The following is a 22,988-nucleotide window of genomic DNA, read 5'->3' on the forward strand; positions in this document are numbered from 1 at the left end:
ATAAGACAGTAGTAGCTAGATAGCAGTAGCAGGACAGCAGGAGTGGTCACGATTTATGGATGCCGGTTTTTTGCGTGCCCGAGTTGCCCTGTTCATGCAGGATACCCGGGTATCGTGACGATGGTGTGACGGTATGGCCGGTGCCGTAACAACCGAAATGCTGCGTTGCGACTGCAGCAATGCCAATGAATGCCTGTCATAATACCGGTTTGCGATTAAGGCGGGTCGTTGTACGACACGCCGGATTGTTTTTTCGGATGCATTCTCATGGCATGTTCAATTGATGCGGTAACGCCTGAAACGGTGGCGTCGCTGGATCCGGATACGACGGTTGTTGTTACCGTCAATAACCGCCTGGTTTGGCGGGTACACGCGTTGTTGCTCGAGCAGGCAGGGCGCGACAGGGCAGTGCTGCAGCTGCCCGCCGCCTGTTCACTCACCCGGTGGCTGGACCAGCTGCATCAGGAACGGCTATTTTGCGCCGATCCTGCTGTACGCAGTCACCGGCTCAGTGATTTTGCTGCCCGTCTGTTGTGGGAAGAGGTCGTCGCCTCCCTGCAGGGCGAGACCCCGCTCATTGATGTGCAGCTGGCTGCCGCGCGCGCCATGGCGGCCAGTCATGACCGTGATGAGTGGCAGGTGCAGGTCCAGCCCCAGGAACAAACCGAGGAATACCTGCGTTTTATGCAGTGGCGCAATCAATACGAACAACGCTGCCGCGAACTGGACGCCCAGGATGACAATCACCTGTATAACACGCTGATCGATTCGATCGCGGCGGGTCGGCTGTTGCGGCTGCCCGCCACCATGGTCCTGGCAGGCTTTAACGAATACTCGCCGCGATTGACACGGTTGTTGCAGGCGTGCGCAGATCGTGGTTGCCGGTTGGTATCGCTATCTCTGCCCAGGCACGAGCAGTCGCAACGCATATTGTCGGCGCAAAAAGATCGCAGCAGTGAATGGATCGCTGCCGCACACTGGGCTGCCAGCGAGCTGGCAGCCGATCCGCAGCGTCGCGTGGCCATTGTCTCGCCAGCCATGGAAGCAGATGCCGTGTTCGCAAGACGAATTCTGGATCGTGAACTGTCGCCCGATCCCTTTGCGCCGGCCTATCGTTACAACATGACGGTGGGGCGCGCACTCGGGGAGTGGCCCGTTGTGCTTGCCGCCTTTCGATGGCTGTCGCTGATTGCCGGTCTGTGCGATCAGGGTTCGGTGCGGCCGCAGCAGTTTGGCCAGGCGCTGCTGGCCGGGTTTTGCAGTGCAAGCGCTGCCGAACAGTCGGCCATGGCTGTATTGGATGCGCGCCTGCGCGATTCACAAAACATTGCCTGGAATACCGATCAGGTATGCGCCCAAATGGATCGTCATGTCCCGGACTTTTCCTATGTCTTCCGGCAGGCAATGGCACACTGGCGGCAGGCCGCGTCCGGGGGACGCCAGAGCACCGAACACTGGACCCAGCTCATACGCGAGACGCTGGCATTGCTGGGTTTTCCCGGTAGTACGCTGTCAAGTACCAACTATCAGGTGTGCGCAGCGTTCGATGCGCTCTTGCATACTTTTTCATTGCTGAACCTGTATGCGGGGCGCCTGTCGGGCATGCCTGCCGTTGCGCTGCTGCAGCGCATGGCGCGGGAATCCATGTTCCAGCCACAACGCGACCAGGATGTCAGGCTGGATGTCCTGGGCTTTCTTGAAGCTGAACACGGCCAATGGGATGCGGTCTGGGTGCTTGGCCTGACAGATGACGTTATTCCAGCCAGTCCTGATCCGAATCCGTTTTTGCCTGTGGCAGCGCTGGCCAGGGCGGGTGCGCCGCGTGCCACGCCGGAGCGGGAGAAAGCCTGGGCAATCGAGATGCTGCAGGCATTGTGCGGGGTTGCACCCCGTGTCGTACTGAGCTACCCGGCCAGCGAGGCCGACAGAGCACTGCGGCCGTCGCCGTTGCTCAGCTTTTTTGTCGGCGCGCAAGCCGGGCAAGGGCAGGGGGCCGACACCCCTGAATGCCTGTCCCGGGCCCGCTGCGCATCGTTGCCGTTGGAAACGTTGAACGACAATCGAGGTTTGCCCCTGACGCATATTCTGGAAGGCGGCTCGGACCTGTTGGAAACGCAGGCGCTCAATCCGCTTTGGGGGTACGTCCGGTATCGTCTGTTGGCCAAAGGGCTCAAACCCTATCCCGAGTCACTGAACGCGGCCATTCGCGGTATGTTTCTGCACAGCATGGCCCAAAAAGTATGGGAAATGCTTGGTTCTTCCGAACGCCTGGCACAACTTAGCCAGGTTCAGCAGGATGAACTGGTGGCGCAGGCCGTGACCATGGCGGCTGACCAGACGCTGGACGGGGTATCGCCAACACTGGCGGCAATGGAAAAGGAACGGGGTCACGCAGTCATGATGACACTGCTGGATCTGGAGCGGGAGCGCCCGGCATTTCATATTGTGGGTGTCGAACAGGCGGCTAGCTGGCAGCATGCCAGCGTAAAAGTCAATTTGCGTGTCGACCGGATTGATGAGACCGGGTATGGCGCCAAAGTGGTGATGGATTACAAATCCGGGCAGCGCACGCCCGACTTCCAGAAAGACTGGTTGCGACCACAACCAGTCAACCTGCAACTGCCCTTGTACGCTACGGTATTGCGCCAGCCTGATGAAGCGGGGCAGCGCGGGCAGATAGAAGCCTTGCTGTTTGCAAAATTGAATGCAAAGAAAACTGAGTTGAGCGGTTTGGGCGAGAATGGCACCGATATTGCCGGGGCGACGTCCCTGGCCAAACTGGCGCCAGAGCAAAGCTGGGAGGTGTTGCTAGATGGCTGGGAACGTAGTCTGCAACAATTGGCCCGCGACATGTCGGATGGGGTGGCCGATAACCGCAGCTGGGCTGTGAATGACCTGATCTATTGTGATGTGCTGCCGTTTCTGCGCCTGGCACAGGAGAGTGAAGATGATTGAACGTCGGCCCAGTGATTTTGAAGCGCGGGCACAGGCGCTGCACACGGACAAATCGTTCATTATTCAGGCGCCGGCCGGTTCTGGTAAAACCGAGCTGCTTACTGACCGTATTCTGGCACTGCTCGGAGGCGTGATCAAACCTGAAGAGATTCTGGCCATCACCTTTACGCGTAAGGCGGCTGCTGAAATGCATGCCCGGGTGCTGCGCAAGCTACGTGCCGGCCTGTCCGAGCAGGAGCCGGCAAGCGCCCATGAAAAAAACAGCTGGCGTCTGGCTCGTGCGGCGCTGGCGCGCAATGAGCAACAAGGCTGGGATCTGCTTAATCACCCGGCACGGCTGAAGGTTCGTACGATTGACGCCTTTTGCGCGCAATTGGTCCGTTCCATGCCATGGATGTCCGCCATGGGCGGAATGCCGGGCATTGCCGATAATCCCGAGCAGCTTTATTTGCAGGCGGCCAGACGATTGCTGGAACATGTAGACCACAACGAAAGCGTGCAGGACGTGTTGCTGCATATGGATATTGATCTGGGATCGGTGGAGCGACTGATCGTGGACATGCTTGCGCGACGCGACCAGTGGCTGCAGGAAACGGTCGACACCCACACAGCTATGACACAGTTGCGGGTGGCGCTCAGAGACGTCATGGAGCAGAAGCTGGACGCCCTGGCAGGGGCGATGCCGTTTTCTTACGCCAGCGAGTTAGCGCCCATCGCGCGCCTGGCTGCCGCCAGCCAGGCCGAGACAGCGGTCTGCGTGCTGGACGCGCTCATGGACTGGGACGGTGTGCCGCTGGCCAGTTCCGTCGAGGCTTTGCCGCAATGGCATGCCTTGTCGCGCCTGCTGCTCACAGGCAGCGGCGGCTTGCGCAAACGCCTCACCGTCAAGGAAGGTTTTCCGGCCAAAAGTGCACACAAGCAGGCCATGCAGGACTGGCTCGATGCCTGGCAGAGCGATAGCGAACACTGGGCCGGCCTGCTTGCCGAAATCAGTGATTTGCCCCTGGAGGTGCTGAGCGAGCGTCAGGAGAAAATCATCCGGTCCTTGCTGGAAACGCTGAAACTGGCTGCGGCGGAGCTGACACTGGTTTTTCGTGAAGAAAAACAGGTTGATTTTATTGAAATCGCCCAAAGAGCGGCGCTGGCGCTGGGTTATACCGATGACCCCACTGATATGCTGTTAAAGCTGGATGCGCGCATTTCGCACATTCTGATCGACGAGTTTCAGGACACCAGCCAGATCCAGATTCAACTGATCGAAAAGCTTACACTGGGCTGGAGCCCGGGCGATGGCCGCACGCTGTTCCTGGTGGGCGACCCGATGCAGTCCATTTATCGCTTTCGCAAAGCCGATGTCGGTCTGTTCCTGAGCGTTGCCAATGAGGGAATCAACGGGCTTGAGCTGGAAAAACTGGTCCTGACCGAGAATTTCCGTTCTCAGGCAGGCGTGGTTAACTGGGTAAACCAGTCCTTTAGCCGCGTGTTTCCTAAAGATGATGACCTGACGCTGGGTGCGATCAGGTATACGGACTCGGTGGCATTCAATCCGGCAGCAGAGGGCCCGGCCGTGCGCCTTCATCCGGTTTACCAGGCGGAAGGCAAGGATGTGCAAGTGGTTCAGGGGCAAGCCGAGCAACTGACGCTGGAGCTGGTGCGCACAGCGCTGGCGGCCAACCCGGACAGCGACCATCCGGTTGCCATCCTGGTCAAGGCTCGAACGCATTTGGGCGCGCTGATGCTGCTCATGCAGCGTAACGGGATCCCTGTGCGGGCGGTCGAGCTCAACCCGATTCGGGCAGAGCAATCGGTAACCGATCTGGTCCAACTGATTCGCGCGCTTGCGCACCCGGCCGATCGCGTGGCCTGGCTGTCTGTTTTGCGCTCACCGGTGTGTGGTTTGACGCTGAAGGCGCTAACGCATCTGTTTGGCGACAGTCGCGACACCATTGTTTTTCGTTTGCAAACGGTGCTGGCCCGCGAAGCTGAATTTGCGCCGCTACTTGGCGATGAATGGCCGCGTTTGCAGCGTTGTGCGCAGATCCTGCTTGATCGCAGTCATGTGACTGCCGATATTGCATTTTCCTCGCATGTAGAGTCGGTCTGGCGTGCGCTTGGCGGCTACGGCGTGTATGCAAGCGATACGGCATTTGCCGATTTCCAGGCCGTGTTCGATCTGGTCGACAGGCTGGCGCCCTACGGGGACCTGAATCCTGCCGACCTGGAGGATGCGCTGGCGCGCCTGTATTCGGCAACGAGCGCGCAGCAGCGGGCGGTTGAAATCATGACCATGCATAAGTCCAAGGGGCTGGAGTTCGAAGAGGTTATTTTGTATGGGTTGCATCGTCGGCCCCGTTCCGACACGGCGCCATTGCTTCGCTTTGAGCGCAACCGAAATCGCCTGCTGATGGGTCCCATCAAGCCCAAGGCAGCGGAGGAAACAGACAAACTGTCAGCGATGCTGGGCGCGATGGAAAAGCGACGCAGCGACTATGAGCTCGATCGCTTGCTCTACGTGGCCGCTACTCGTGCACGCCAACGCCTGCATCTGGTTTCACAGGTCCAGTGCAAGCAGGGCCAGATTGTTGATCCGCCGCGCGGTTCCTTGTTGTCGCGGCTTTTTTCACTTTTTGAGTTTACGCCCCCCGAGCCCCAGGCGCAGCAAGAGGCGGCAACCGCCGATGCTGCAACACCTGGGGTCCAGGGACCGGTTTTGAGCCGGATTGCCACTCAGGCCCTTGTGCCGTTGCCCGTCGTTTCCGATAGAAGCGCCATAATGGGTTCCGCTGGTTCAGGCTGGCAGTTTGACGATAAATACGAGGCCAGCATTGGGACGGTGGCGCATGCATGGCTGGCTCGCATCGGCCAGGACCGCATGCGAGGCTGGGATGAGGCAAGGCTGCAGGCGGCGCAGGACGTTATCGTGCGCCAGCTGGAAAATGAAGGGTTGCGCCAGTCGCAGGCGCGCAGTGGCGCGCAACGCGTTTACGCGTTGCTTAGTCGCTGCGTGGCATCGGAAAAAGGCCGCTGGCTGCTCTCGCATGATCAGGCTCGGCAGGAGTTGCCCTTGACCGGCGTGGATGGAAAACAGCTGATTGTCGACGTGGCGGTCTCCACCGAAACGGGATGGCTGGTCGTGGATTTCAAGACGGGTGTGCGGCGGGAGCACGAGCCGCAGGACGTTTTTGAGACGCGTATGAGAGACACGTATCAACTCCAGTTGCAAGGGTATTGCGAGCGCCTGTCGCAGATGGACGGGCGCGCCGCCACAGCTGTCATTTTTGCGCTGGATACCGGAGACTGGATTGAATTTGATCCGGCGCTCTTGACGCAGGCAAGGTAAATTTCCCACAAGCGGCGCGAAACTTGCTAAAATGCAAAGCGGTGGGTCCCTTCGCATGGGCCGGCGGTGAAACTGGTCAGGTCGGGAACGAAGCAGCCATAGTCGTTCAGGTTCAGTGCCGAAGTAAGGCTCACCCCCGCATTCTTGAACCAACGTCACCCCTTGTGGTGACGTTGGTTTTTTCTGGGCTACAATATTCGGTATGAGTTATCTTGTCCTTGCCCGTAAGTGGCGTCCTCGCTCCTTCGAAACGCTTGTCGGCCAGGACCATGTGGTCCGGGCGCTGACCAACGCACTCAATACTCAGCGTCTTCATCACGCCTGGCTGTTTACAGGTACCAGAGGGGTCGGCAAGACAACGCTCTCACGCATCCTGGCAAAATCACTCAATTGCGAAACCGGTATCACGTCCAAACCCTGCGGCGTATGTCGTGCCTGCGTTGAGATTGACGAAGGGCGCTTTGTCGATTATCTGGAGTTTGACGCAGCATCCAATCGCCGGGTCGAAGAAATGACGCAGCTGCTGGAGCAGGCTGTCTACGCGCCAAGTTCTGGGCGCTATAAAATTTATATGATCGACGAGGTGCACATGCTTTCCGGGCATGCGTTCAACGCCATGCTCAAAACGCTGGAAGAGCCGCCGCCGCATATCAAATTTATTCTTGCGACCACCGACCCGCAGAAAATGCCGGTTACTGTGCTGTCTCGCTGTCTTCAGTTTAACCTGAAGCAAATGCCGCCAGATGCCATAGTCTCGCACCTGAATCACGTGTTGACAGAAGAGGAAGTGGCATTTGAAGTGCCTGGCTTGCGTCAAATCGCCCAGGCCGCAGGCGGTTCCATGCGCGATGCGCTGTCGCTGACCGATCAGGCCATTGCATTTAGTGGTTCCAATATCACCGGCGATGCCGTGCGCGATATGCTTGGCACCATTGATCAGCGCTTTCTGGTCCGTCTGCTTGATTCCCTGAACCAGGGGTCGGCGCAGGGCGTACTCGACATTGCAAATGAATTATATGAACGCGGCTACTCGTTTGGTGGCGCGCTGGCCGATCTGGCTGTTCTGCTGTCGCAGATCGCAATAGAGCAGCGCCTGCCGGGCACAGCCCTTACAGAAGCGTTGTTGCAGGATGATATCGTGCGACTGGCGCGTACCTGCCACCCCGATACGCTGCAGCTGTTTTATAGCATTGCGATTCATGGGCGAAATGAACTGGCACTGTCGCCGGATGAATATGCCGGTTTTGTGATGACCTGCCTGCGCATGTTGTCTCTGGTGACATCCGAGCCGGCTCACAGCACGGCAAGCGAATGGCAGGCCGGGAATGGTCATGCGTCAGGCGGGCAAAAAACGGCTGCTGTCGTGACCGCTGCAGGGCCTGCGCCGGCGCATCACGAAGCCGTGGCTGTGTCGCCTGCGCCTGCTGCTGCGGAGCAGGGCGCACAGCAGGCGCCAGCGACAATGGGTCAGCCAGTGACTGCAAGCGCAACAGACTTGCAAAAAAAAAATCTGAATAACATGCCGATTGCGGCGGCTGCGCAGCCGCCTGAGGCCGAGTCCCAGCCGTCAGCTGCGTTGCCTGCGCAAGCGCAGCCGGCAAACCTAGCTCCCATAGCGCCAGTTGCGCCGGAAACAGCAGAGCAGGTCGTTGCCTCCGATATAAGCACACGCACAACCATCAGCAGCGACGGTGCATTACCGGTCGTTCTGGCGCCGCAGCGCGAGCCGATTGTGGTTCCACCGGTCCAGGCTGCAGAGCAGCGGGTCCAGGAGCGGCCCGCCTGGGAAGAGGATACCGCGACCGGCGCCGTGGGTACCGCATCTGCGCCCGTGGCGGATATGCCTGATTCGGCCGTTGCAGCGGTTGCGCCAGCACCCAACGGGACTGCGGCACAACCTTTTGTCAACGGCAATGGTGCTGATCACGCGCTTCCTGCAAGCGACGCAGGGCAGACTCGTGTCTCAAATTCGCCCGACGCACAGCAGATCACTGAAGAATCCGGGCCACCTGTATGGGAAGATATTCCTCCGGACTGGGATGCTGCTGGTCTGGCTGGCCAGACCGATGATGACGGCGATATTGTACCTGCCGATAATGTGGTGGTTGAGAAAGACCAGACCTGGGTTCCCAGTCATCAGGATCCGCAAGCCCGTCGGCCGCTTTCGGCCATGAATGCCCGCGAATGGGTGCAGCTGGTCGCTGAATTGCCGCTTGCCGGCTATGCTGCCGAAATGGCTCGTCGCTGTGAATGGGTGGCCCACAAACAGAATAAAATCACACTCAGAATTCCGGTCAAGGGGCAGAATGATTTGAACGCCAAGACCAAGCTAGAAACGGCGCTGACCGAATACTTCCACGAAGTAATCCGGGTCGATATGGTTTTTGGCCGTACTGGCGACGATACCCTTCATGCCGTGGAGCAGGCCGAACGTGAGGCATTGCAAAAACGGGTGGAAAAAGCTGTGCAGGAAGATGAATTTATTAATACACTGATTGCGGATCTGGGTGCGCGCGTCGTACCCGGTAGCATAGAGCCGTTCAGGCAAAAAAGCGTATGATGTCAACCGCAAATTATTGCGATTTATAGGAACTTATTCATTATGATGAAGAATCAACTGGCCGGTCTGATGAAGCAGGCCCAGCAAATGCAGGAAAACATGAAAAAGGCGCAGGATGCCCTGGCCGATGTTCTGGTCGACGGTGAGTCGGGCGGCGGCATGGTTAAAATCACCATGTCTTGCCGTCATGATGTCAAACGCGTCACCATTGATCCTGCGCTGCTTGGCGACGACAAGGACATGCTTGAAGATCTGGTTGCTGCAGCATTCAATGACGCCTTGCGCAAGGCTGAGGCAACAACACAGGAAAAAATGTCCGGCGTGACCGCTGGCATGCCCATGCCTCCAGGAATGAAATTCCCCTTCTGATGCGCGACATACTGCCTGAACCCGAGCCGCTGAGTGCACTGATCGAGGCGCTGCGTCGCCTTCCCGGCGTCGGTCAGCGCTCGGCGCGACGCATGGCCTATCATTTGTTGCAATACGATATAGCGGGCGCCGATCAGCTATCGCGCGCACTCAGCACCGCCGTAACCGACATCCGGCACTGTGCTCGCTGCAACTCATTTTCCCAGAATGACATCTGTGAAACCTGTCTGAATCCGAAGCGTAATGCCGCCCAGTTGTGCATTGTAGAGACGCCGGCCGATCAAAATATGATAGAAGCCAGCCATGGATATCAGGGTCTGTATTATGTGCTTATGGGTAGAATCGCGCCTCTTGAAGGCGTCGGGCCAGCCCAGCTGAATTTCGAAAGACTGCTCAAGCGTGCAATGGATGGCGCGGTTACGGAAGTGATCCTGGCGACCAATTTCACGGCAGAAGGGGAGACCACCGCGCATTATCTGACCGAAATTCTGCGTGAAAAAGGCCTGCAGGTCTCACGCATTGCGCGCGGCATACCCACTGGCAGTGAATTGGAATATGTTGATGCCGGCACCATCGCCTGGGCATTTATGGAGCGCCGCGGCGCGCAATAACCGGTACGGTGCCGTCCGGCGCCTCCTACCACAAAGCATCTCGTACCGCGTCGTGTCTGGTATTACAGCGTATCTCTAACCGCGTAGCGTCTCGCACGACACATCGCCCGGCACGCCGATAACGGCCCCGATAAATCGGGGCCGTTATTGTACGGCGGTTTAGAGTACGGTGCTTTATAGCATGGAGCGTTTCAGCAGGTCGCGTTTACCGCCTTTGCCATACAAGGCGCCGCGCTGCTGCCTATCCTTTTTTACGAGACGCGTCGATCAATGTATCCAGACCGATTGCATCTGCCACAAAGGTGCGTATGCCTTCACTGAGCTTTTCGGTGGCCATCGCATCTTCATTGAGCAGGAAGCGGAAGTTTTTTTCTTCCGGCGCAATGGAGTCGATGTTGGCCCTGGCTGCCATTGATTCATGCAGGTGTGCCGTGACGCTGCCGTCGGTTGTGGCCAGTTCGCCCAGCAGTTCCGGACTGATGGTCAGCAGGTCGCAGCCGGCCAGCGCCAGTACCTGCCCGACATTGCGAAAGCTCGCACCCATGATCTCGGTTTTGATGCCATGGCGACGATAGTACTGATATATCCGGGTGACCGATTGCACGCCCGGATCGTTTATTCCACTGTTATCCGCTTCTACCCAGTTGCTGGCTGCTGCCTTTTTATGCCAATCGTAAATACGCCCGACAAAGGGTGAAATCAGCGTCACCCCGGCGTCGGCGCAGACGACTGCCTGGATTAGGGAGAACAGCAGGGTCATATTGCAGGCGATCCCTTCCTTTTGCAGGATGCGCGCAGCGGCAATGCCTTCCCAGGTCGATGCGATCTTGATCAGCACACGCTTGTGATCCACACCGGCTTGATCGTACAGCTCAATAATGCGGCGCGCACGGGCCACCGTGCCTTCCGTGTCGAATGACAGGCGCGCATCCACTTCCGTGGACACCCGCCCCGGCACGATTTCAAGAATCCGTCTGCCGAATTCAACCAGAATATGATCCAGTGTATCTGCGGGCGTTGCCTCGGGGTACCTGGCAAGCGTGTTCTGCAGAATCGGACGGTAGGCGTCCTTAGACAGGGCTTTGAGGATCAGTGAAGGATTGGTGGTTGCATCGGTGGGCTTGAGCTCACGCATGCTTTCGAAGTCACCCGTATCGGCAACCACAGTTGTGAATTTTCTGAGTTGGTCAAGTTGATTCATATGGGAGGTTTCCTGCACGGCCAGTGGTAACATATTTGCCGTTTCCTGCAAACCATTGCTCCTTTCCGGCTCGATGAAAAATTGTAAATTAACGGTTGATTATTTCAAAATCTTACGGATACGTGTATATTACCCGCAATATACAGGCAAGATTCGAATACCGGTCGCCTGACACATATTGTCATCTGGTTTGGCCTGAAAAAACCGGCGGTGGGTGCCCTGCGCTGGCGGTGTCCATAGCTCCGCACCGCAAGCGACGCGGATACAAACGCGCTTGAAAATATTGTAAATGTGATTATTGCGACGGCTTGGGTCGTCCAGTTTTTTTATTCCATTCAAAACTGTACAGGAAAGGGTTAAGGGCAGAATGCTTGTCAAGTGGTGCAGGGCAATATTGCTGACGGGGCTCGCTGTGATGTCAGGTACGTATCTACCAGTCGCATCCAGCCAGATAATCTCGTTCGCAAATCCCTTCGTCGGGGTCGGATCCGCACAACAGGAAATTTCCCTGAATCCCTGTCTGCCTGAAACTGAAGTCCGCAATCAATTTGGCGCCAGTGCGGTCCTGCAATTGCAGCAGGCGGTAAAGCAGTGGCCGGCCCAATTGTGCAAGGATTCAACCGTTGCCCGTAATCTGGCTGATTGGTTTTACAACAGTTCGGCGCTGCTTGCCAAAACCGACAGGCCGTTGGTCATGGCGGACATTATCCACCACCGCACCCGGACGCTGCTTGCCTGCCGCGACCTCAGATGTCTGCGCGATAAACTGCCCTCCATGGTCGATTGGGCTAAAACCAACCTTGACCGCACGCCTGTCTACGGAATAGATGATCAGCCCATCAATGTCGAAGGCGCCTTGCTGTCCCTGCCCAGGCTGTCTCTGCGCGGCCTGGATCTGCCGTTGCCTGGTCAGCAAAAATTCTGTGGCGGTGGCGGTATTGATGATCTTCTTTTTTTCAGCACCAATCTGAAAGTATCGGGCAAGGCCTACGTGCTGGTCAAATGCAAGGCGGACAGCGGAGAGCGCAAAAGCTGGATCCTGGAGAACGACGGCGGCAAGGACTGGCGTGCCGTGGTGGATCTGCGCGCCAGTTCCATGCAGATCGGCAACTTGCGTCGTAATAATCATCCCATCATTTTCAGTTATCTGGAAGAAAATCGCGGTACGCGAGTACGGATCCTGAGCTATCAGGACAACAGCTACCGGGAAATGTTGCGCTTTCTGGTTGTAGAAGATCGCAGCAAGCTTGCGCATGCGTTCGAGGTAGAGAGCCAGTAGTTCGTTCGGTTTTCTTGCGAAATTACCCTTAAGTTTTTTCTATCGTCAAGCCTTACTCTGTATAATAGAAAGGTTTACTTATCGATACCAAATTTTCGGGGTTCTGCGTGCTCACGTCTTCCATATTCGAGGATAATCCTCAATTTCCCACCGCAATTCTGGCTCTGGCAGATGGCACGATTTTCAAGGGAATATCCATCGGGGCAAACGGCCATAGCGTGGCCGAACTGGTGTTTAATACGGCCATGACCGGATACCAGGAAATCCTTACCGATCCCAGCTATACCAACCAGCTTGTCCTGCTGACCTATCCGCATATCGGCAATACGGGTATCAACCCTGAAGATGTCGAGTCTTCAAAGGTCCATGCCGCCGGTCTGGTTGTCCGGGACTGCCCGCGACGTCTTTCCAATTTCCGTGCTACCCAGTCACTGCCCGACTATCTTAAAGAGCAGGGTGTCGTTGCCATCTCCGGCATTGATACCCGCAAACTTACCCGTCGCCTGCGCGAGGGCGGCGCCCAGGGCGCCTGCATTCTTGTCGGCGACGATGAGCAGAAGGCCATCGCCCTGGCAGCCGCCTATGCCGGCATGGCCGGGCAGGACCTGGCCAAGGTGGTCAGTCGCAGCGCACGCGAAGAATGGCGCGAAGGCACCTGGCAGCGCACCATGGGTTATACCCAGCCGCAGCAGGATCGCTTTCATGTTGTCGCTTACGACTTCGGCGTCAAATCCAATATTCTGCGTATCCTGGCTGATCTGGGCTGTCGGCTGACGGTTGTGCCTGCCCAAACGGCGGCCGCCGATGTGCTGGCCCTGAACCCCGATGGCGTTTTTCTGGCCAACGGTCCCGGCGATCCGGAACCCTGCGATTACGCCATCGAAACGGCACGCGTGGTCATGGAAAAAAGAATTCCGCTTTTTGGCATCTGCCTGGGGCATCAGATCATGGGCCTGGCGCTCAATGCGCGCACCGTCAAAATGAAAAACGGCCACCATGGCGCCAACCATCCGGTCAAGGATGTGCAAAGCGGAAGGGTATACATTACCAGCCAGAATCATGGCTTTGCCGTAGACGCAGACACATTGCCGGACAATGCCCGTGTTACCCACGTGTCCCTGTTTGACGGTTCACTGCAGGGTTTTGAACTGACTGATCGTCCTGCCTTCTGCTTCCAGGGACACCCCGAAGCCAGCCCTGGCCCGCACGATATCATCGTGCTGTTTGAAAAATTCATCCGCTCCATGAGCGAAAAAAACTAGAGATATCATGCCCAAGCGTACCGACATAAAAAGCATATTGATTATCGGCGCTGGTCCGATCATTATTGGTCAGGCCTGCGAATTTGATTATTCGGGTGCACAGGCGTGCAAAGCCCTGAAAGCCGAAGGCTATCGCACCATCCTGGTCAACAGCAACCCGGCTACCATCATGACCGATCCGGAAACCGCCGATGTGACCTATATCGAGCCGATTACCTGGAAAGCCGTCGAAAAAATCATTGAAGTGGAGCGTCCCGATGCGCTGCTGCCCACCATGGGCGGACAGACCGCGCTGAACTGCGCGCTTGATCTTGCCCATAACGGCGTACTGGAAAAATATAACGTCCAGATGATTGGCGCCAACGAGCAGGCCATTGAGAAAGCAGAAGACCGTTTGAAGTTCAAGGACGCCATGACCAGTATTGGTCTGGAATCGGCCAAGTCGGGCGTAGCCCATACGTTGGACGAAGCCTGGGACGTGCAAAAGCGCATTGCTGCAGAAGCGGGGACCAGCGGTTTCCCGGCAGTCATTCGCCCCAGCTTTACGCTGGGCGGCACAGGTGGCGGTATTGCCTATAACGCCGAAGAATTTGAAACGATTTGCCGTCGGGGTCTTGAAGCGTCGCCAACCAGCGAACTGCTGATCGAGGAATCGCTGCTGGGCTGGAAAGAATACGAGATGGAAGTGGTGCGCGACAAGGCGGACAACTGCATCATTATCTGCTCAATTGAAAACCTTGATCCCATGGGCGTGCACACCGGCGATTCGATCACCGTGGCGCCTGCACAGACCTTGACCGACAAGGAATACCAGATCATGCGGAACGCGTCTATCGCGGTGCTGCGCGAGATCGGGGTAGAGACCGGCGGCTCCAACGTTCAGTTTGCCGTCAATCCCGAAAATGGCCGCATGATCGTGATTGAAATGAACCCGCGCGTATCGCGTTCCTCGGCGCTGGCTTCCAAGGCAACGGGCTTTCCGATTGCCAAAGTGGCGGCACGCCTGGCCGTGGGCTATACGCTGGACGAATTGCAAAATGAAATTACCGGCGGCGAAACGCCCGCATCGTTTGAGCCGACCATCGATTACGTGGTCACCAAAATTCCTCGCTTTGCCTTCGAAAAATTCCCGCAGGCCGACTCCCGTCTGACGACGCAGATGAAATCGGTGGGCGAAGTCATGGCCATGGGACGCACCTTTCAGGAGTCATTCCAGAAAGCGCTGCGCGGGCTTGAAGTCGGCGTCGATGGCCTGAACCAGAAAACGCTTGATCGTGAAAAACTGCAGGTGGAGCTGGCCGAGCCGGGTCCGGAACGGATCTGGTATGTGGGCGATGCGTTTGCCCAGGGTTTCACCCTGGATGAAGTGCATTCCCTGACCAAGATTGATCCCTGGTTTCTGGAGCAGATCAAGGAAATCGTCGACATTGAACTGGAGCTTGAACAGAAAACGCTGTCCGATCTGAACGAGACCGTCATGCGCCGCCTGAAGCGTCGCGGCTTTTCTGATCGTCGGCTGGCGTTCTTGCTGGATGTATCCGAGTCCGAGGTACGCAAGGTGCGTCATCAGCTGGGCGTGCGTCCGGTCTACAAGCGGGTAGATACCTGCGCGGCCGAGTTCGCCACGAAAACAGCGTATATGTATTCCACTTACGAAGAAGAGTGCGAATCACACCCTACGGACAAAAAGAAGATCATTGTGCTGGGCGGCGGTCCGAACCGCATCGGTCAGGGGATCGAGTTTGACTATTGCTGCGTGCATGCCGCCCTGGCGCTGCGCGAAGACGGCTATGAAACCATCATGGTCAACTGCAATCCGGAAACAGTCTCGACCGATTACGATACTTCCGATCGCCTGTATTTCGAACCGCTCACGCTTGAAGACGTACTGGAAATCGTGCATCTGGAGCGCCCGGTCGGCATGATCGTGCAGTATGGCGGGCAAACCCCGCTGAAACTGGCGCGTGCACTTGAAGCCAATGGCGTTCCGATCATTGGCACCAGTCCCGAATCCATTGATGTGGCCGAAGATCGCGAGCGCTTCCAGAAGCTGCTGCAAAAACTCGGTCTGCGCCAACCGCCAAACCGGACAGCGCGCACCGAAGCGGAAGCCATTGCCCATGCGACCGAAATTGGTTACCCGTTGGTGGTGCGCCCAAGCTACGTGCTGGGCGGCCGCGCCATGGAGATTGTCCATGAACAGACCGATCTGGAACGCTATATGCGTGAAGCCGTCAAGGTCAGCAATGATTCTCCGGTGCTGCTTGATCGTTTCCTGAACGATGCAACAGAAGTGGACGTCGATTGTCTGGCCGACGACGAAGTGGTGTTCATTGGCGGTGTAATGGAACATATCGAACAGGCGGGCGTACACTCGGGCGATTCGGCCTGCAGCCTTCCTCCGTATTCGCTCTCGGCAGAGGTGATCGAGGAAATCGAGCGGCAGACCAGTCTGATGGCACGCGCGCTGAACGTGCGTGGCCTGATGAATGTACAGTTCGCCATCCAGGACGGGCAGGTCTATGTGCTGGAGGTCAATCCGCGCGCGTCTCGCACCGTGCCGTTTGTCTCGAAAGTAACCGGCTATCAGCTGGCCAAGATCGCGGCGCGTGCCATGGCCGGCAAGTCGCTGGCCGAGCAGGGTGTGACCGAGCAAGTGGTGCCGTCTTATTTCAGCGTCAAGGAAGCCGTCTTCCCGTTCGTCAAGTTCCCTGGCGTAGACACCATACTGGGTCCGGAAATGAAGTCTACCGGTGAAGTCATGGGCGTCGGACGCACTTTCGGTGAAGCCTTCGTCAAGTCCCAACTTGCTGCCGGCGTGCTTCTGCCGGAAACCGGCACTGCCTTTATCAGCGTCAAGGATCAGGATAAATCCAAGGCGGTGGAGCTGGCCCGTGGCCTGGTCAATCTGGGTTTCAAAGTAGTGGCCACACGTGGTACGGCCGCCAAACTCATTGAGGCTGGCGTACAGGCGCAGGTGGTCAATAAAGTGACTGAAGGGCGCCCGCACGTGGTCGATATGCTCAAGAACGGTGAAATTCAGCTTGTCATCAATACCGTGGAAGAGCGCCGCAATGCGATCTCCGACTCGCGCGTGATCCGCACGCAGTCGCTGGCCGATCGTGTTACCTTCTTTACCACGCTGGCCGGCGCCCGTGCGGCAATCGAAGGCATGCAATATCTGCGCGACTCCGATGGCATCCAGGTGTATTCACTACAGGATCTGCACGCCGGACTGGCTTCGGCAAAGAAGACATAAGTCGGTTGGCGGGCCGACTGGCTATTGCGTGTAGCTAATGAGAACGATTGCCATTTTTCTTCGTGAAATTTGGCAATTTTTCTTTATAGGGCATGCGCCGCGCAAACCTCTCTTAAAATAGGGTTTTACGTTTGATTCTTTCAAGGAGCAGCATAATGAAAGGCCATCCTAAAGTCATAGACTATCTGAACTTTCTGCTTTCAGGTGAACTCGCAGCACGGGACCAGTACTTCATTCACTCACGTATGTACCATGAATGGGGCTATACCAAGCTGTTCGAGCGTATCGGTCACGAAATGCAGGATGAGACGGATCACGCCGATGCGCTGATTCGTCGCATTCTTTTGCTGGAAGGCACACCCAAGATGGTATCTGCAGATATCCGGGTGGGCAAGGACGTGCCCGAAATGCTGCAACTTGACCTGGATACCGAGTTTGAAGTTCGGGACAATCTGAAAAAAGGCATCGCGCTTTGCGAAGAGTCCGGTGATTACGTAACACGTGAAATGTTGCGTGTGCAACTGGAAGATACCGAGGAAGATCACGCGCACTGGCTGGAACAGCAACTGGGCCTGATTGAACGACTCGGTCTGCAGAACTATCTTCAATCACAGCTGTAATAATTTCGATTGTAATATCACGAAATTCTAATATCACGATAGCGATTGCATACCGACATGCGTGTTTTTATTAGTGGCGCCAGTAGCGGTTTGGGCGAGGCTTTTGCCCGGTATTACGACGCCCGCGGCGCGCAACTGGGTCTTTTCGCCCGCTCGGGCGAAAAGCTGGAAGCGCTATCGTCATCGTTGTCAAAACCAGCGGCATGCTATGTTGGCGATGTACGGCATGCGGCCGATCTGCATGCTGCGGCTGCCGATTTTTTGCATAATGGTCCGGTGGATATTGTCATTGCCAATGCCGGCATCAGTGTCGGCATTCTCAATGGCATTGTCGAAGATGCCGAGGTGTTCCGGGAGATTATTGAAACCAATGTGCTGGGCATGGGGGCGACCTTCGAGCCCTTTATTCCCGGAATGCACAGCAAGGGGAGCGGCACATTAGTGGGGATCAGCAGCGTTGCCGGTATTCGGGGCCTGCCCGGCTCCAGCGCCTATAGCGCATCCAAGGCAGCCGCCACGGTATTTCTGGAAAGTTTGCGCCTTGATCTGTACGGTACCGGCGTCAAAGTCGTAACGATCGCACCTGGGTTCATCGATACACCCATGACGCAGCACAATCCTTATCCCATGCCGTTTTTGATGAAGCCCGATGCTTTTGCGCAGCGCGCAGGCCAGGCGATCGCTCTTGGCCGCCGCTATACCGTCATTCCATGGCAGATGGGTCTGGTTGCCAGGCTGATGCGCTTCATTCCCGATGCGCTCTATGACCGTATGATGAGCCGAGCCGGCCGCAAGCCTCGCCGACAATAGGCGCCATCCCGTCAGGCTCGGCCAGCCCGGCACCCATCACTGCGTGGGTGCGCCGGTAGCCGGACCAATTTTATGCTTTGAACTTTATGCCTCGGTCACCGCTTGTGGCAAATGACTTGTGTCGGCCCAGGACACAATCTGCCAGCTGTCGTCATTGGCAATGCGCAGGCGGTTGATGCTGGTATTGCGTTGGGTGAATTGACGTGGCGCATCGGGCGTCAGCTTGCCGGCAGCCCGCCACATCATGTCAATCGCGCCACCATGGCTTACGATCATGATTGTTTCGTTTCTGTGCTTTTGTGCCAGTGCGTTCAGTGTCTGCCTGATCCGTGCGTAAAAGGTCGCCAGGTCCTCAGCCTTGTGTTCGTCCTGGTCCAGTTCTATCGTCAGATTGTGATTGCGTGCCGAATCAAAGCCGGTCAGCTCTGACCAGAGCCGGCCTTCGAGAATACCGTAATTGCGTTCGCGCAGCCCTGGCAGGCGATGAATGGGCTTGTTGCATGACTGGGCATAGGGCAGGGCGGTGTGGTATGCCCGCTGCAGATCACTCGTATAAATGTGTTCGGGCGTCGCGTTGCTAAAACAGCCTTGCAGATGCGTGTTGAGCGCCTGGGCCTGGGCGATGCCGTTGGGGTTTAGCGGAATGTCGCGCCAACCCTGCAGGCGACGCTCGGCATTCCAGTCGGTTTCGCCATGGCGGATAATCCAGAAATCGGTATGTGACATAGTTGGGCTTTCGAAGGGTAGTCGGGTGAAGGACAGAAAATGAGGGATAAAGGTCTTGCTGCCGGCCGCAGTTTTGCTTGCTCTGTGCACCGGTCAGGTCGTACACTGCATATCCAGCAAAATATGACATCACATCTGAATGGGGAAAGTAATGAGTGGACCTTTTTTTCCAATCTGGCGGCGGGTTGACCGGGCCCGGGATCATCAGATTGTAGCACCCGATGAGCGCCTGTCCTGGCCGCAGACGGCGGTAATGGGTGCGCAACACGTTGTCGCCATGTTTGGCGCGACCGTGCTGGCCCCTCTGCTGATGGGTTTCGATGCCAACCTGGCCGTGCTGATGTCCGGCATCGGCACGTTGATCTTCTTCTTTTTCGTCGCTGGCCGGGTGCCCAGCTACCTGGGTTCCAGTTTTGCTTTCATCGGCGGCGTCATTTCCGTAACGGGGTATGCCGGCAGCGGCCCGAATGCCAACATCGGCGTCGCGCTGGGCGCCATTATCGTGTGCGGTTTGGTATATGCGCTGGTTGGGGTGGTGGTTTGGTACGCCAACAGCCGGGGCAATGGCTCGGCCTGGATCGAACGGCTGATGCCTCCTGTGGTTACCGGCGCCATCGTTGCCGTGATCGGCCTGAATCTGGCGCCTATTGCCGCCAAGGGTGCGATGGGTTCGGGTTCTACCTTCGAGGCGCTCATGGCCCTGATGACCATACTGTGCGTGGCCGGCGTCGCCGTTTTTACGCGCGGCATGATACAGCGCCTGCTGATTCTGCTGGGGTTGATCGCCGCTTGCGTCATTTACTGGCTGCTAACCAATGTGGCCGGTTTGGGTGCGCCGATTGACTTTTCCGGCGTGCAGGCCGCGGCCTGGTTCGGTTTGCCGACGCTGGTTGCTCCCGAGTTTACGGTATCGGCCATTTCAGTGATGGTGCCGGTCGCTGTAATTTTGATTGCTGAAAACCTGGGCCATATCCGTGCGGTCAGCGCCATGACCGGGCAAAACCTGGACCAGTATCTGGGGCGCGCTTTCGTAGGCGACGGGGTTGCCACTATGATTTCAGGCGCTGTCGGCGGCACCGGCGTGACAACCTACGCAGAAAATATCGGTGTCATGGCCGTCACCCGTATTTATTCGACACTGGTGTTTGTGGCGGCCGCATGCATTGCCATCGTCCTGGGGTTTTCACCCAAATTCGGCGCACTGATCCATGCGATTCCCGGTCCGGTGCTGGGTGGTGTTTCCATGGTGGTTTTCGGTCTGATTGCCATTGCCGGCGCCCGTATCTGGGTGGTCAATCAGGTTGATTTTGGCGATAACCGGAACCTGATCGTGGCGGCCGTCACATTGCTGATGGGCGCCGGCAACTTTACGCTGCAATTGGGCGCTTTCAAGCTCGAAGGCATCGGAACCGCCACCTTCGGCGCCATCATTTTGTATGCGTTGCTCAATTTGCGGCAGCGTTCCGCTGCCGAACCGGACCAGAGTCCGTTTGACCAGGAACAGGACCTGTAAAACTGCAATTTTTTCAATTGTTTTCAAGACTTTAGCAACATTTTTCCGAATGCTTGCATTTTGTTCAGGAATTGGAGACAATGTCATAACGATGTCCCTGGCACTAATTTAACCAGTGCCGGGGTTTATTTTTGTTTTTTCCATTCTTTTGTGCTTGCGCCAGGCATCGTTGGTCAAGTCTATAACATAACAGCACGCTCATCATCATGGCACATCATCGTGCAATGGGGGCGTTTTTACTTTTTTGAGACAGATATGGCAGGTATTCCATTAACAGCGCAAGGTGCGAAGCGCTTAGAAGAAGAATTGCACCGCTTGATCAGCGTAGAGCGCCCCGGCGTCATCCAGGCAATTGCTGAGGCACGCGCGCAGGGCGATCTGTCGGAAAATGCAGAATATGATGCAGCCCGGGAACGTCAGGGTTTTATCGAAGGCCGCATCAATGAGCTGGAGGGTCTTCTATCCAACGCGCAAATCATCGATCCGTCCAATCTGGATGTCGAAGGACGCATCGTGTTTGGTGCAACGGTCAGCATTGAAGACCTGAACTCCGGCAGTCACGTGACTTACCAGATCGTCGGTGATGCTGAATCCGATATCCGCCTGAACAGAATTTCCATTTCCAGCCCCGTTGGCAAAGCATTGATTGGCAAGGTCGAAGGCGATGTGGTCGTTGTTACTGTGCCGTCCGGCGAGAAAGAGTTTGAAATTGTCTCTGTCGAGTACAAATAAACTGCATATCGTTATGCAGCGTTCCCGGGTGTCATAGGGCACGAACCGGAATCGGTCACTCAGCGAGGCTGATATACCGATAGCAGCAAAAAAAGCCGCAGAAAATAGTCCTGCGGCTTCTTTTTTTGTCTGGCGGTAAAGCGGTTACCTGCCGCCGCGCCTGCCGGTGCGAGGCGCAGCCGTACTGCGGCGGCCGGCACGCAGCGACAGGGCGCTGCCCGCGCGTCTGGGAATGCCATGCGCGTCGCCGCCACCCGGACGCGCCACAGGGGCCCGCGCCGGCTTGCGTGCCGGTGTGCCGACCAGCTCGTCGTTTCCTCGGGCCGCCTTGCGTGGTGTTTTGCGGTCTTTCAGGGTCTTGCCTGCGGCTAGCAGCTTTTTCGGCGTATGGGGTTCATTGGGGAGTCGGCGGCTGCGTTCGACGGGTTCTTCGACTTTTTGTTCCCAACGACGGTTTTGTGAGCCGTGTCGATATAAAATAAGCGTTTTGCCGAGGTGACCAACAGCGGCACACGATAATGAATCACAGATAGTGTCGAGCATGGCAATACGCGCGGCGCGGTCATCTCCGGCAACGCGCACTTTGAGCAGACCATGCGCGGTGAGGTTCATGTCAATTTCTTTCAACACCGCGGGCGTCAGGCCCTGATCACCGATCAGGACTACCGGTTTTAGCGGATGGGCGGCAGCGCGTAGTTCGCTGCGCTCTTTTGATGTCAATTCTAGGGTAGGCATAAGGTAATCAGGGCAATGGCCAAAAAGAAATTCTCGAAAGAATGGATACATCAGCATATCAATGACCCATACGTGAAAATGGCCAAGCAGAAGGGCTATCGGGCACGGGCAGCGTTTAAGCTGATTGAGATCCTGGATTCGGAAAAACTGATGCGGAAAGGGGATATTATAGTCGACTTGGGCTCTACCCCCGGCAGTTGGTCGCAGGTTGCACGCGAAAGACTCGCTGCTGAGGGCGGAGTGTTGCAGGGCCGCGTCATTGCGCTGGACCTGCTGCCGATGGAGCCCATTGCGGGAGTTGAGTTCATTCAGGGCGATTTTCGTGACGACGCGGTGCTCGAGGCCTTAAGCGACAAGGTGGGCGAACAGCAGGTCAATCTGGTCATGTCGGATATGGCGCCGAACCTGTCTGGCGTCAGTTCTGCCGATTCTGCCCGGATCCAGCACGTATGCGAGCTGGCCATGGCGTTTTCCCTGCAGCATCTGACCCCCGACGGCGTCCTGATTGTCAAGGCATTTCACGGCAGCGGATTTTCCCAAATCGTGCAGATGTTCAAGCAGCACTTCAAACGGGTCGTCGAGCGCAAGCCCAAGGCTTCGCGCGACAAGTCTTCGGAAACCTTTTTGCTGGGGCGCGGTCTAAAGCATCCGGATAATCGCCAGTTATAGCTATTTGTCGGTCTTGCCGGCAAAGCTAACCTGGCTGGGGACTTGCGGGCATTTCCCCTCGGTTGTAAGTTACCATGCTGCTGTGCAGCCGGTGTGGCAATAAGCCCCTTTGATGGTGTAAGACGGGGTGCCAATTGGCTTTGCCCCGCAATATCAGGAAAAAAATGACAGAAAAGCGCTTGGAAACCGGGTTTTTGCCCCAACTTAGCTGTTGTGAGCCCCCGGTTGTTATGCCGGGACAACGACTTGCTGCAGTTGCCGTAACACGCCCAGATGCAGGCAAAACCGGCGCCTTTACCCGTGCAAAATCCGGAAACGGCGGGTAATGGTTTAATTTGTTTTTAAGC

At 56.8% G+C, this 22,988-nt stretch carries 16 protein-coding genes and 1 other RNA gene; 14 read left to right on the forward strand and 3 right to left on the reverse strand.

Annotated features, from left to right (window positions below):
• Positions 1-267: 267 nt before the first annotated feature.
• The 6 genes from INT32_RS10860 (at position 268) to recR (ending at position 9,835) form a co-directional block, all read left to right on the forward strand.
• Complete coding sequence (locus tag INT32_RS10860; protein WP_193088752.1) at positions 268-2,955, forward strand: PD-(D/E)XK nuclease family protein; 2,688 nt, start codon at positions 268-270, stop codon at positions 2,953-2,955.
• The gene (locus INT32_RS10865) at positions 2,948-6,295 is read left to right on the forward strand and encodes an exodeoxyribonuclease V subunit beta (RefSeq protein ID WP_226816902.1); all 3,348 of its coding nucleotides are present in this window, start codon (positions 2,948-2,950) and stop codon (positions 6,293-6,295) included. Before INT32_RS10860 ends, INT32_RS10865 begins: the two co-directional genes overlap by 8 nt.
• Positions 6,296-6,335: 40 nt before the next feature.
• Positions 6,336-6,433, forward strand: an RNA gene (ffs, locus tag INT32_RS10870) — signal recognition particle sRNA small type.
• 64 nt (positions 6,434-6,497) lie between these two features.
• Positions 6,498-8,855 (forward strand): DNA polymerase III subunit gamma/tau, encoded by a 2,358-nt coding sequence (gene dnaX, locus INT32_RS10875; RefSeq protein WP_193088754.1) that lies wholly within the window; start codon positions 6,498-6,500, stop codon positions 8,853-8,855.
• A gap of 42 nt (positions 8,856-8,897) precedes the next feature.
• On the forward strand, positions 8,898-9,224 hold the full coding sequence (locus INT32_RS10880; RefSeq protein WP_193088755.1) for a YbaB/EbfC family nucleoid-associated protein: 327 nt from the start codon (positions 8,898-8,900) through the stop codon (positions 9,222-9,224).
• Positions 9,224-9,835, forward strand: a complete 612-nt coding sequence (recR, locus tag INT32_RS10885; protein ID WP_193088756.1) for a recombination mediator RecR — start codon at positions 9,224-9,226, stop codon at positions 9,833-9,835. The genes INT32_RS10880 and recR overlap by 1 nt, the downstream gene beginning before the upstream one ends.
• A 241-nt stretch (positions 9,836-10,076) precedes the next feature.
• Here recR and tal read toward each other — a convergent pair whose 3' ends face one another.
• A complete protein-coding gene (gene tal, locus INT32_RS10890) occupies positions 10,077-11,036 on the reverse strand; it encodes a transaldolase (RefSeq protein ID WP_193088757.1) in 960 nt (319 codons plus the stop codon).
• A gap of 412 nt (positions 11,037-11,448) precedes the next feature.
• Between tal and INT32_RS10895 the strand changes: the two genes are divergently transcribed.
• The 5 genes from INT32_RS10895 to INT32_RS10915 all read left to right on the forward strand — a co-directional run bounded on the left by INT32_RS10895 (position 11,449) and on the right by INT32_RS10915 (position 18,266).
• A complete protein-coding gene (locus INT32_RS10895; protein WP_193088758.1) occupies positions 11,449-12,315 on the forward strand; it encodes a hypothetical protein in 867 nt (288 codons plus the stop codon).
• 107 nt (positions 12,316-12,422) lie between these two features.
• Positions 12,423-13,577, forward strand: coding sequence for a glutamine-hydrolyzing carbamoyl-phosphate synthase small subunit (gene carA, locus INT32_RS10900; RefSeq protein WP_370540215.1), 1,155 nt, complete (start codon positions 12,423-12,425; stop codon positions 13,575-13,577).
• 7 nt (positions 13,578-13,584) lie between these two features.
• On the forward strand, positions 13,585-16,836 hold the full coding sequence (gene carB, locus INT32_RS10905) for a carbamoyl-phosphate synthase large subunit (RefSeq protein WP_193088759.1): 3,252 nt from the start codon (positions 13,585-13,587) through the stop codon (positions 16,834-16,836).
• Between the two features lie 155 nt (positions 16,837-16,991).
• Positions 16,992-17,456: a bacterioferritin gene (bfr, locus tag INT32_RS10910; RefSeq protein ID WP_193088760.1), complete on the forward strand. Its 465-nt coding sequence runs from the start codon at positions 16,992-16,994 to the stop codon at positions 17,454-17,456.
• 57 nt (positions 17,457-17,513) lie between these two features.
• Positions 17,514-18,266, forward strand: coding sequence for an SDR family oxidoreductase (locus tag INT32_RS10915; protein WP_193088761.1), 753 nt, complete (start codon positions 17,514-17,516; stop codon positions 18,264-18,266).
• A gap of 84 nt (positions 18,267-18,350) precedes the next feature.
• Here the strand turns inward: INT32_RS10915 and INT32_RS10920 are convergent, their stop codons facing one another.
• Complete coding sequence (locus tag INT32_RS10920) at positions 18,351-18,992, reverse strand: histidine phosphatase family protein (protein ID WP_193088762.1); 642 nt, start codon at positions 18,990-18,992, stop codon at positions 18,351-18,353.
• A 151-nt stretch (positions 18,993-19,143) separates the two neighbouring features.
• On the opposite strand from INT32_RS10920, the gene INT32_RS10925 reads away from it, so the two are divergent.
• A complete protein-coding gene (locus tag INT32_RS10925; RefSeq protein ID WP_193088763.1) occupies positions 19,144-20,505 on the forward strand; it encodes a solute carrier family 23 protein in 1,362 nt (453 codons plus the stop codon).
• A 255-nt stretch (positions 20,506-20,760) separates the two neighbouring features.
• Positions 20,761-21,237: a transcription elongation factor GreA gene (gene greA, locus INT32_RS10930; RefSeq protein WP_193088879.1), complete on the forward strand. Its 477-nt coding sequence runs from the start codon at positions 20,761-20,763 to the stop codon at positions 21,235-21,237.
• Positions 21,238-21,381: 144 nt separating this feature from the next.
• On the opposite strand, the gene INT32_RS10935 is transcribed toward greA, so the two are convergent.
• Positions 21,382-21,972, reverse strand: coding sequence for a YhbY family RNA-binding protein (locus tag INT32_RS10935; RefSeq protein WP_193088764.1), 591 nt, complete (start codon positions 21,970-21,972; stop codon positions 21,382-21,384).
• 15 nt (positions 21,973-21,987) lie between these two features.
• Between INT32_RS10935 and INT32_RS10940 the strand changes: the two genes are divergently transcribed.
• Positions 21,988-22,641 (forward strand): RlmE family RNA methyltransferase, encoded by a 654-nt coding sequence (locus INT32_RS10940; RefSeq protein ID WP_193088765.1) that lies wholly within the window; start codon positions 21,988-21,990, stop codon positions 22,639-22,641.
• The last annotated feature ends 347 nt before the right edge of the window (positions 22,642-22,988 follow it).

The sequence above is a fragment of the Advenella sp. FME57 genome (genome assembly GCF_014897675.1).
In the GTDB taxonomy this organism is placed as follows: domain Bacteria; phylum Pseudomonadota; class Gammaproteobacteria; order Burkholderiales; family Burkholderiaceae_B; genus Advenella.

Bases quoted from the DNA above. Each gene is read 5' to 3' on its own strand.
- greA (WP_193088879.1), top strand. From the start codon at position 20,761: ATGGCAGGTATTCCATTAACAGCGCAAGGTGCGAAGCGCTTAGAAGAA.
- dnaX (WP_193088754.1), top strand. From the start codon at position 6,498: ATGAGTTATCTTGTCCTTGCCCGTAAGTGGCGTCCTCGCTCCTTCGAA.
- tal (WP_193088757.1), bottom strand. From the start codon at position 11,036: ATGAATCAACTTGACCAACTCAGAAAATTCACAACTGTGGTTGCCGAT.
- bfr (WP_193088760.1), top strand. From the start codon at position 16,992: ATGAAAGGCCATCCTAAAGTCATAGACTATCTGAACTTTCTGCTTTCA.
- carB (WP_193088759.1), top strand. From the start codon at position 13,585: ATGCCCAAGCGTACCGACATAAAAAGCATATTGATTATCGGCGCTGGT.
- recR (WP_193088756.1), top strand. From the start codon at position 9,224: ATGCGCGACATACTGCCTGAACCCGAGCCGCTGAGTGCACTGATCGAG.
- INT32_RS10940 (WP_193088765.1), top strand. From the start codon at position 21,988: ATGGCCAAAAAGAAATTCTCGAAAGAATGGATACATCAGCATATCAAT.
- INT32_RS10935 (WP_193088764.1), bottom strand. From the start codon at position 21,972: ATGCCTACCCTAGAATTGACATCAAAAGAGCGCAGCGAACTACGCGCT.
- INT32_RS10865 (WP_226816902.1), top strand. From the start codon at position 2,948: ATGATTGAACGTCGGCCCAGTGATTTTGAAGCGCGGGCACAGGCGCTG.
- INT32_RS10925 (WP_193088763.1), top strand. From the start codon at position 19,144: ATGAGTGGACCTTTTTTTCCAATCTGGCGGCGGGTTGACCGGGCCCGG.
- INT32_RS10920 (WP_193088762.1), bottom strand. From the start codon at position 18,992: ATGTCACATACCGATTTCTGGATTATCCGCCATGGCGAAACCGACTGG.
- INT32_RS10860 (WP_193088752.1), top strand. From the start codon at position 268: ATGGCATGTTCAATTGATGCGGTAACGCCTGAAACGGTGGCGTCGCTG.
- INT32_RS10915 (WP_193088761.1), top strand. From the start codon at position 17,514: ATGCGTGTTTTTATTAGTGGCGCCAGTAGCGGTTTGGGCGAGGCTTTT.
- INT32_RS10880 (WP_193088755.1), top strand. From the start codon at position 8,898: ATGATGAAGAATCAACTGGCCGGTCTGATGAAGCAGGCCCAGCAAATG.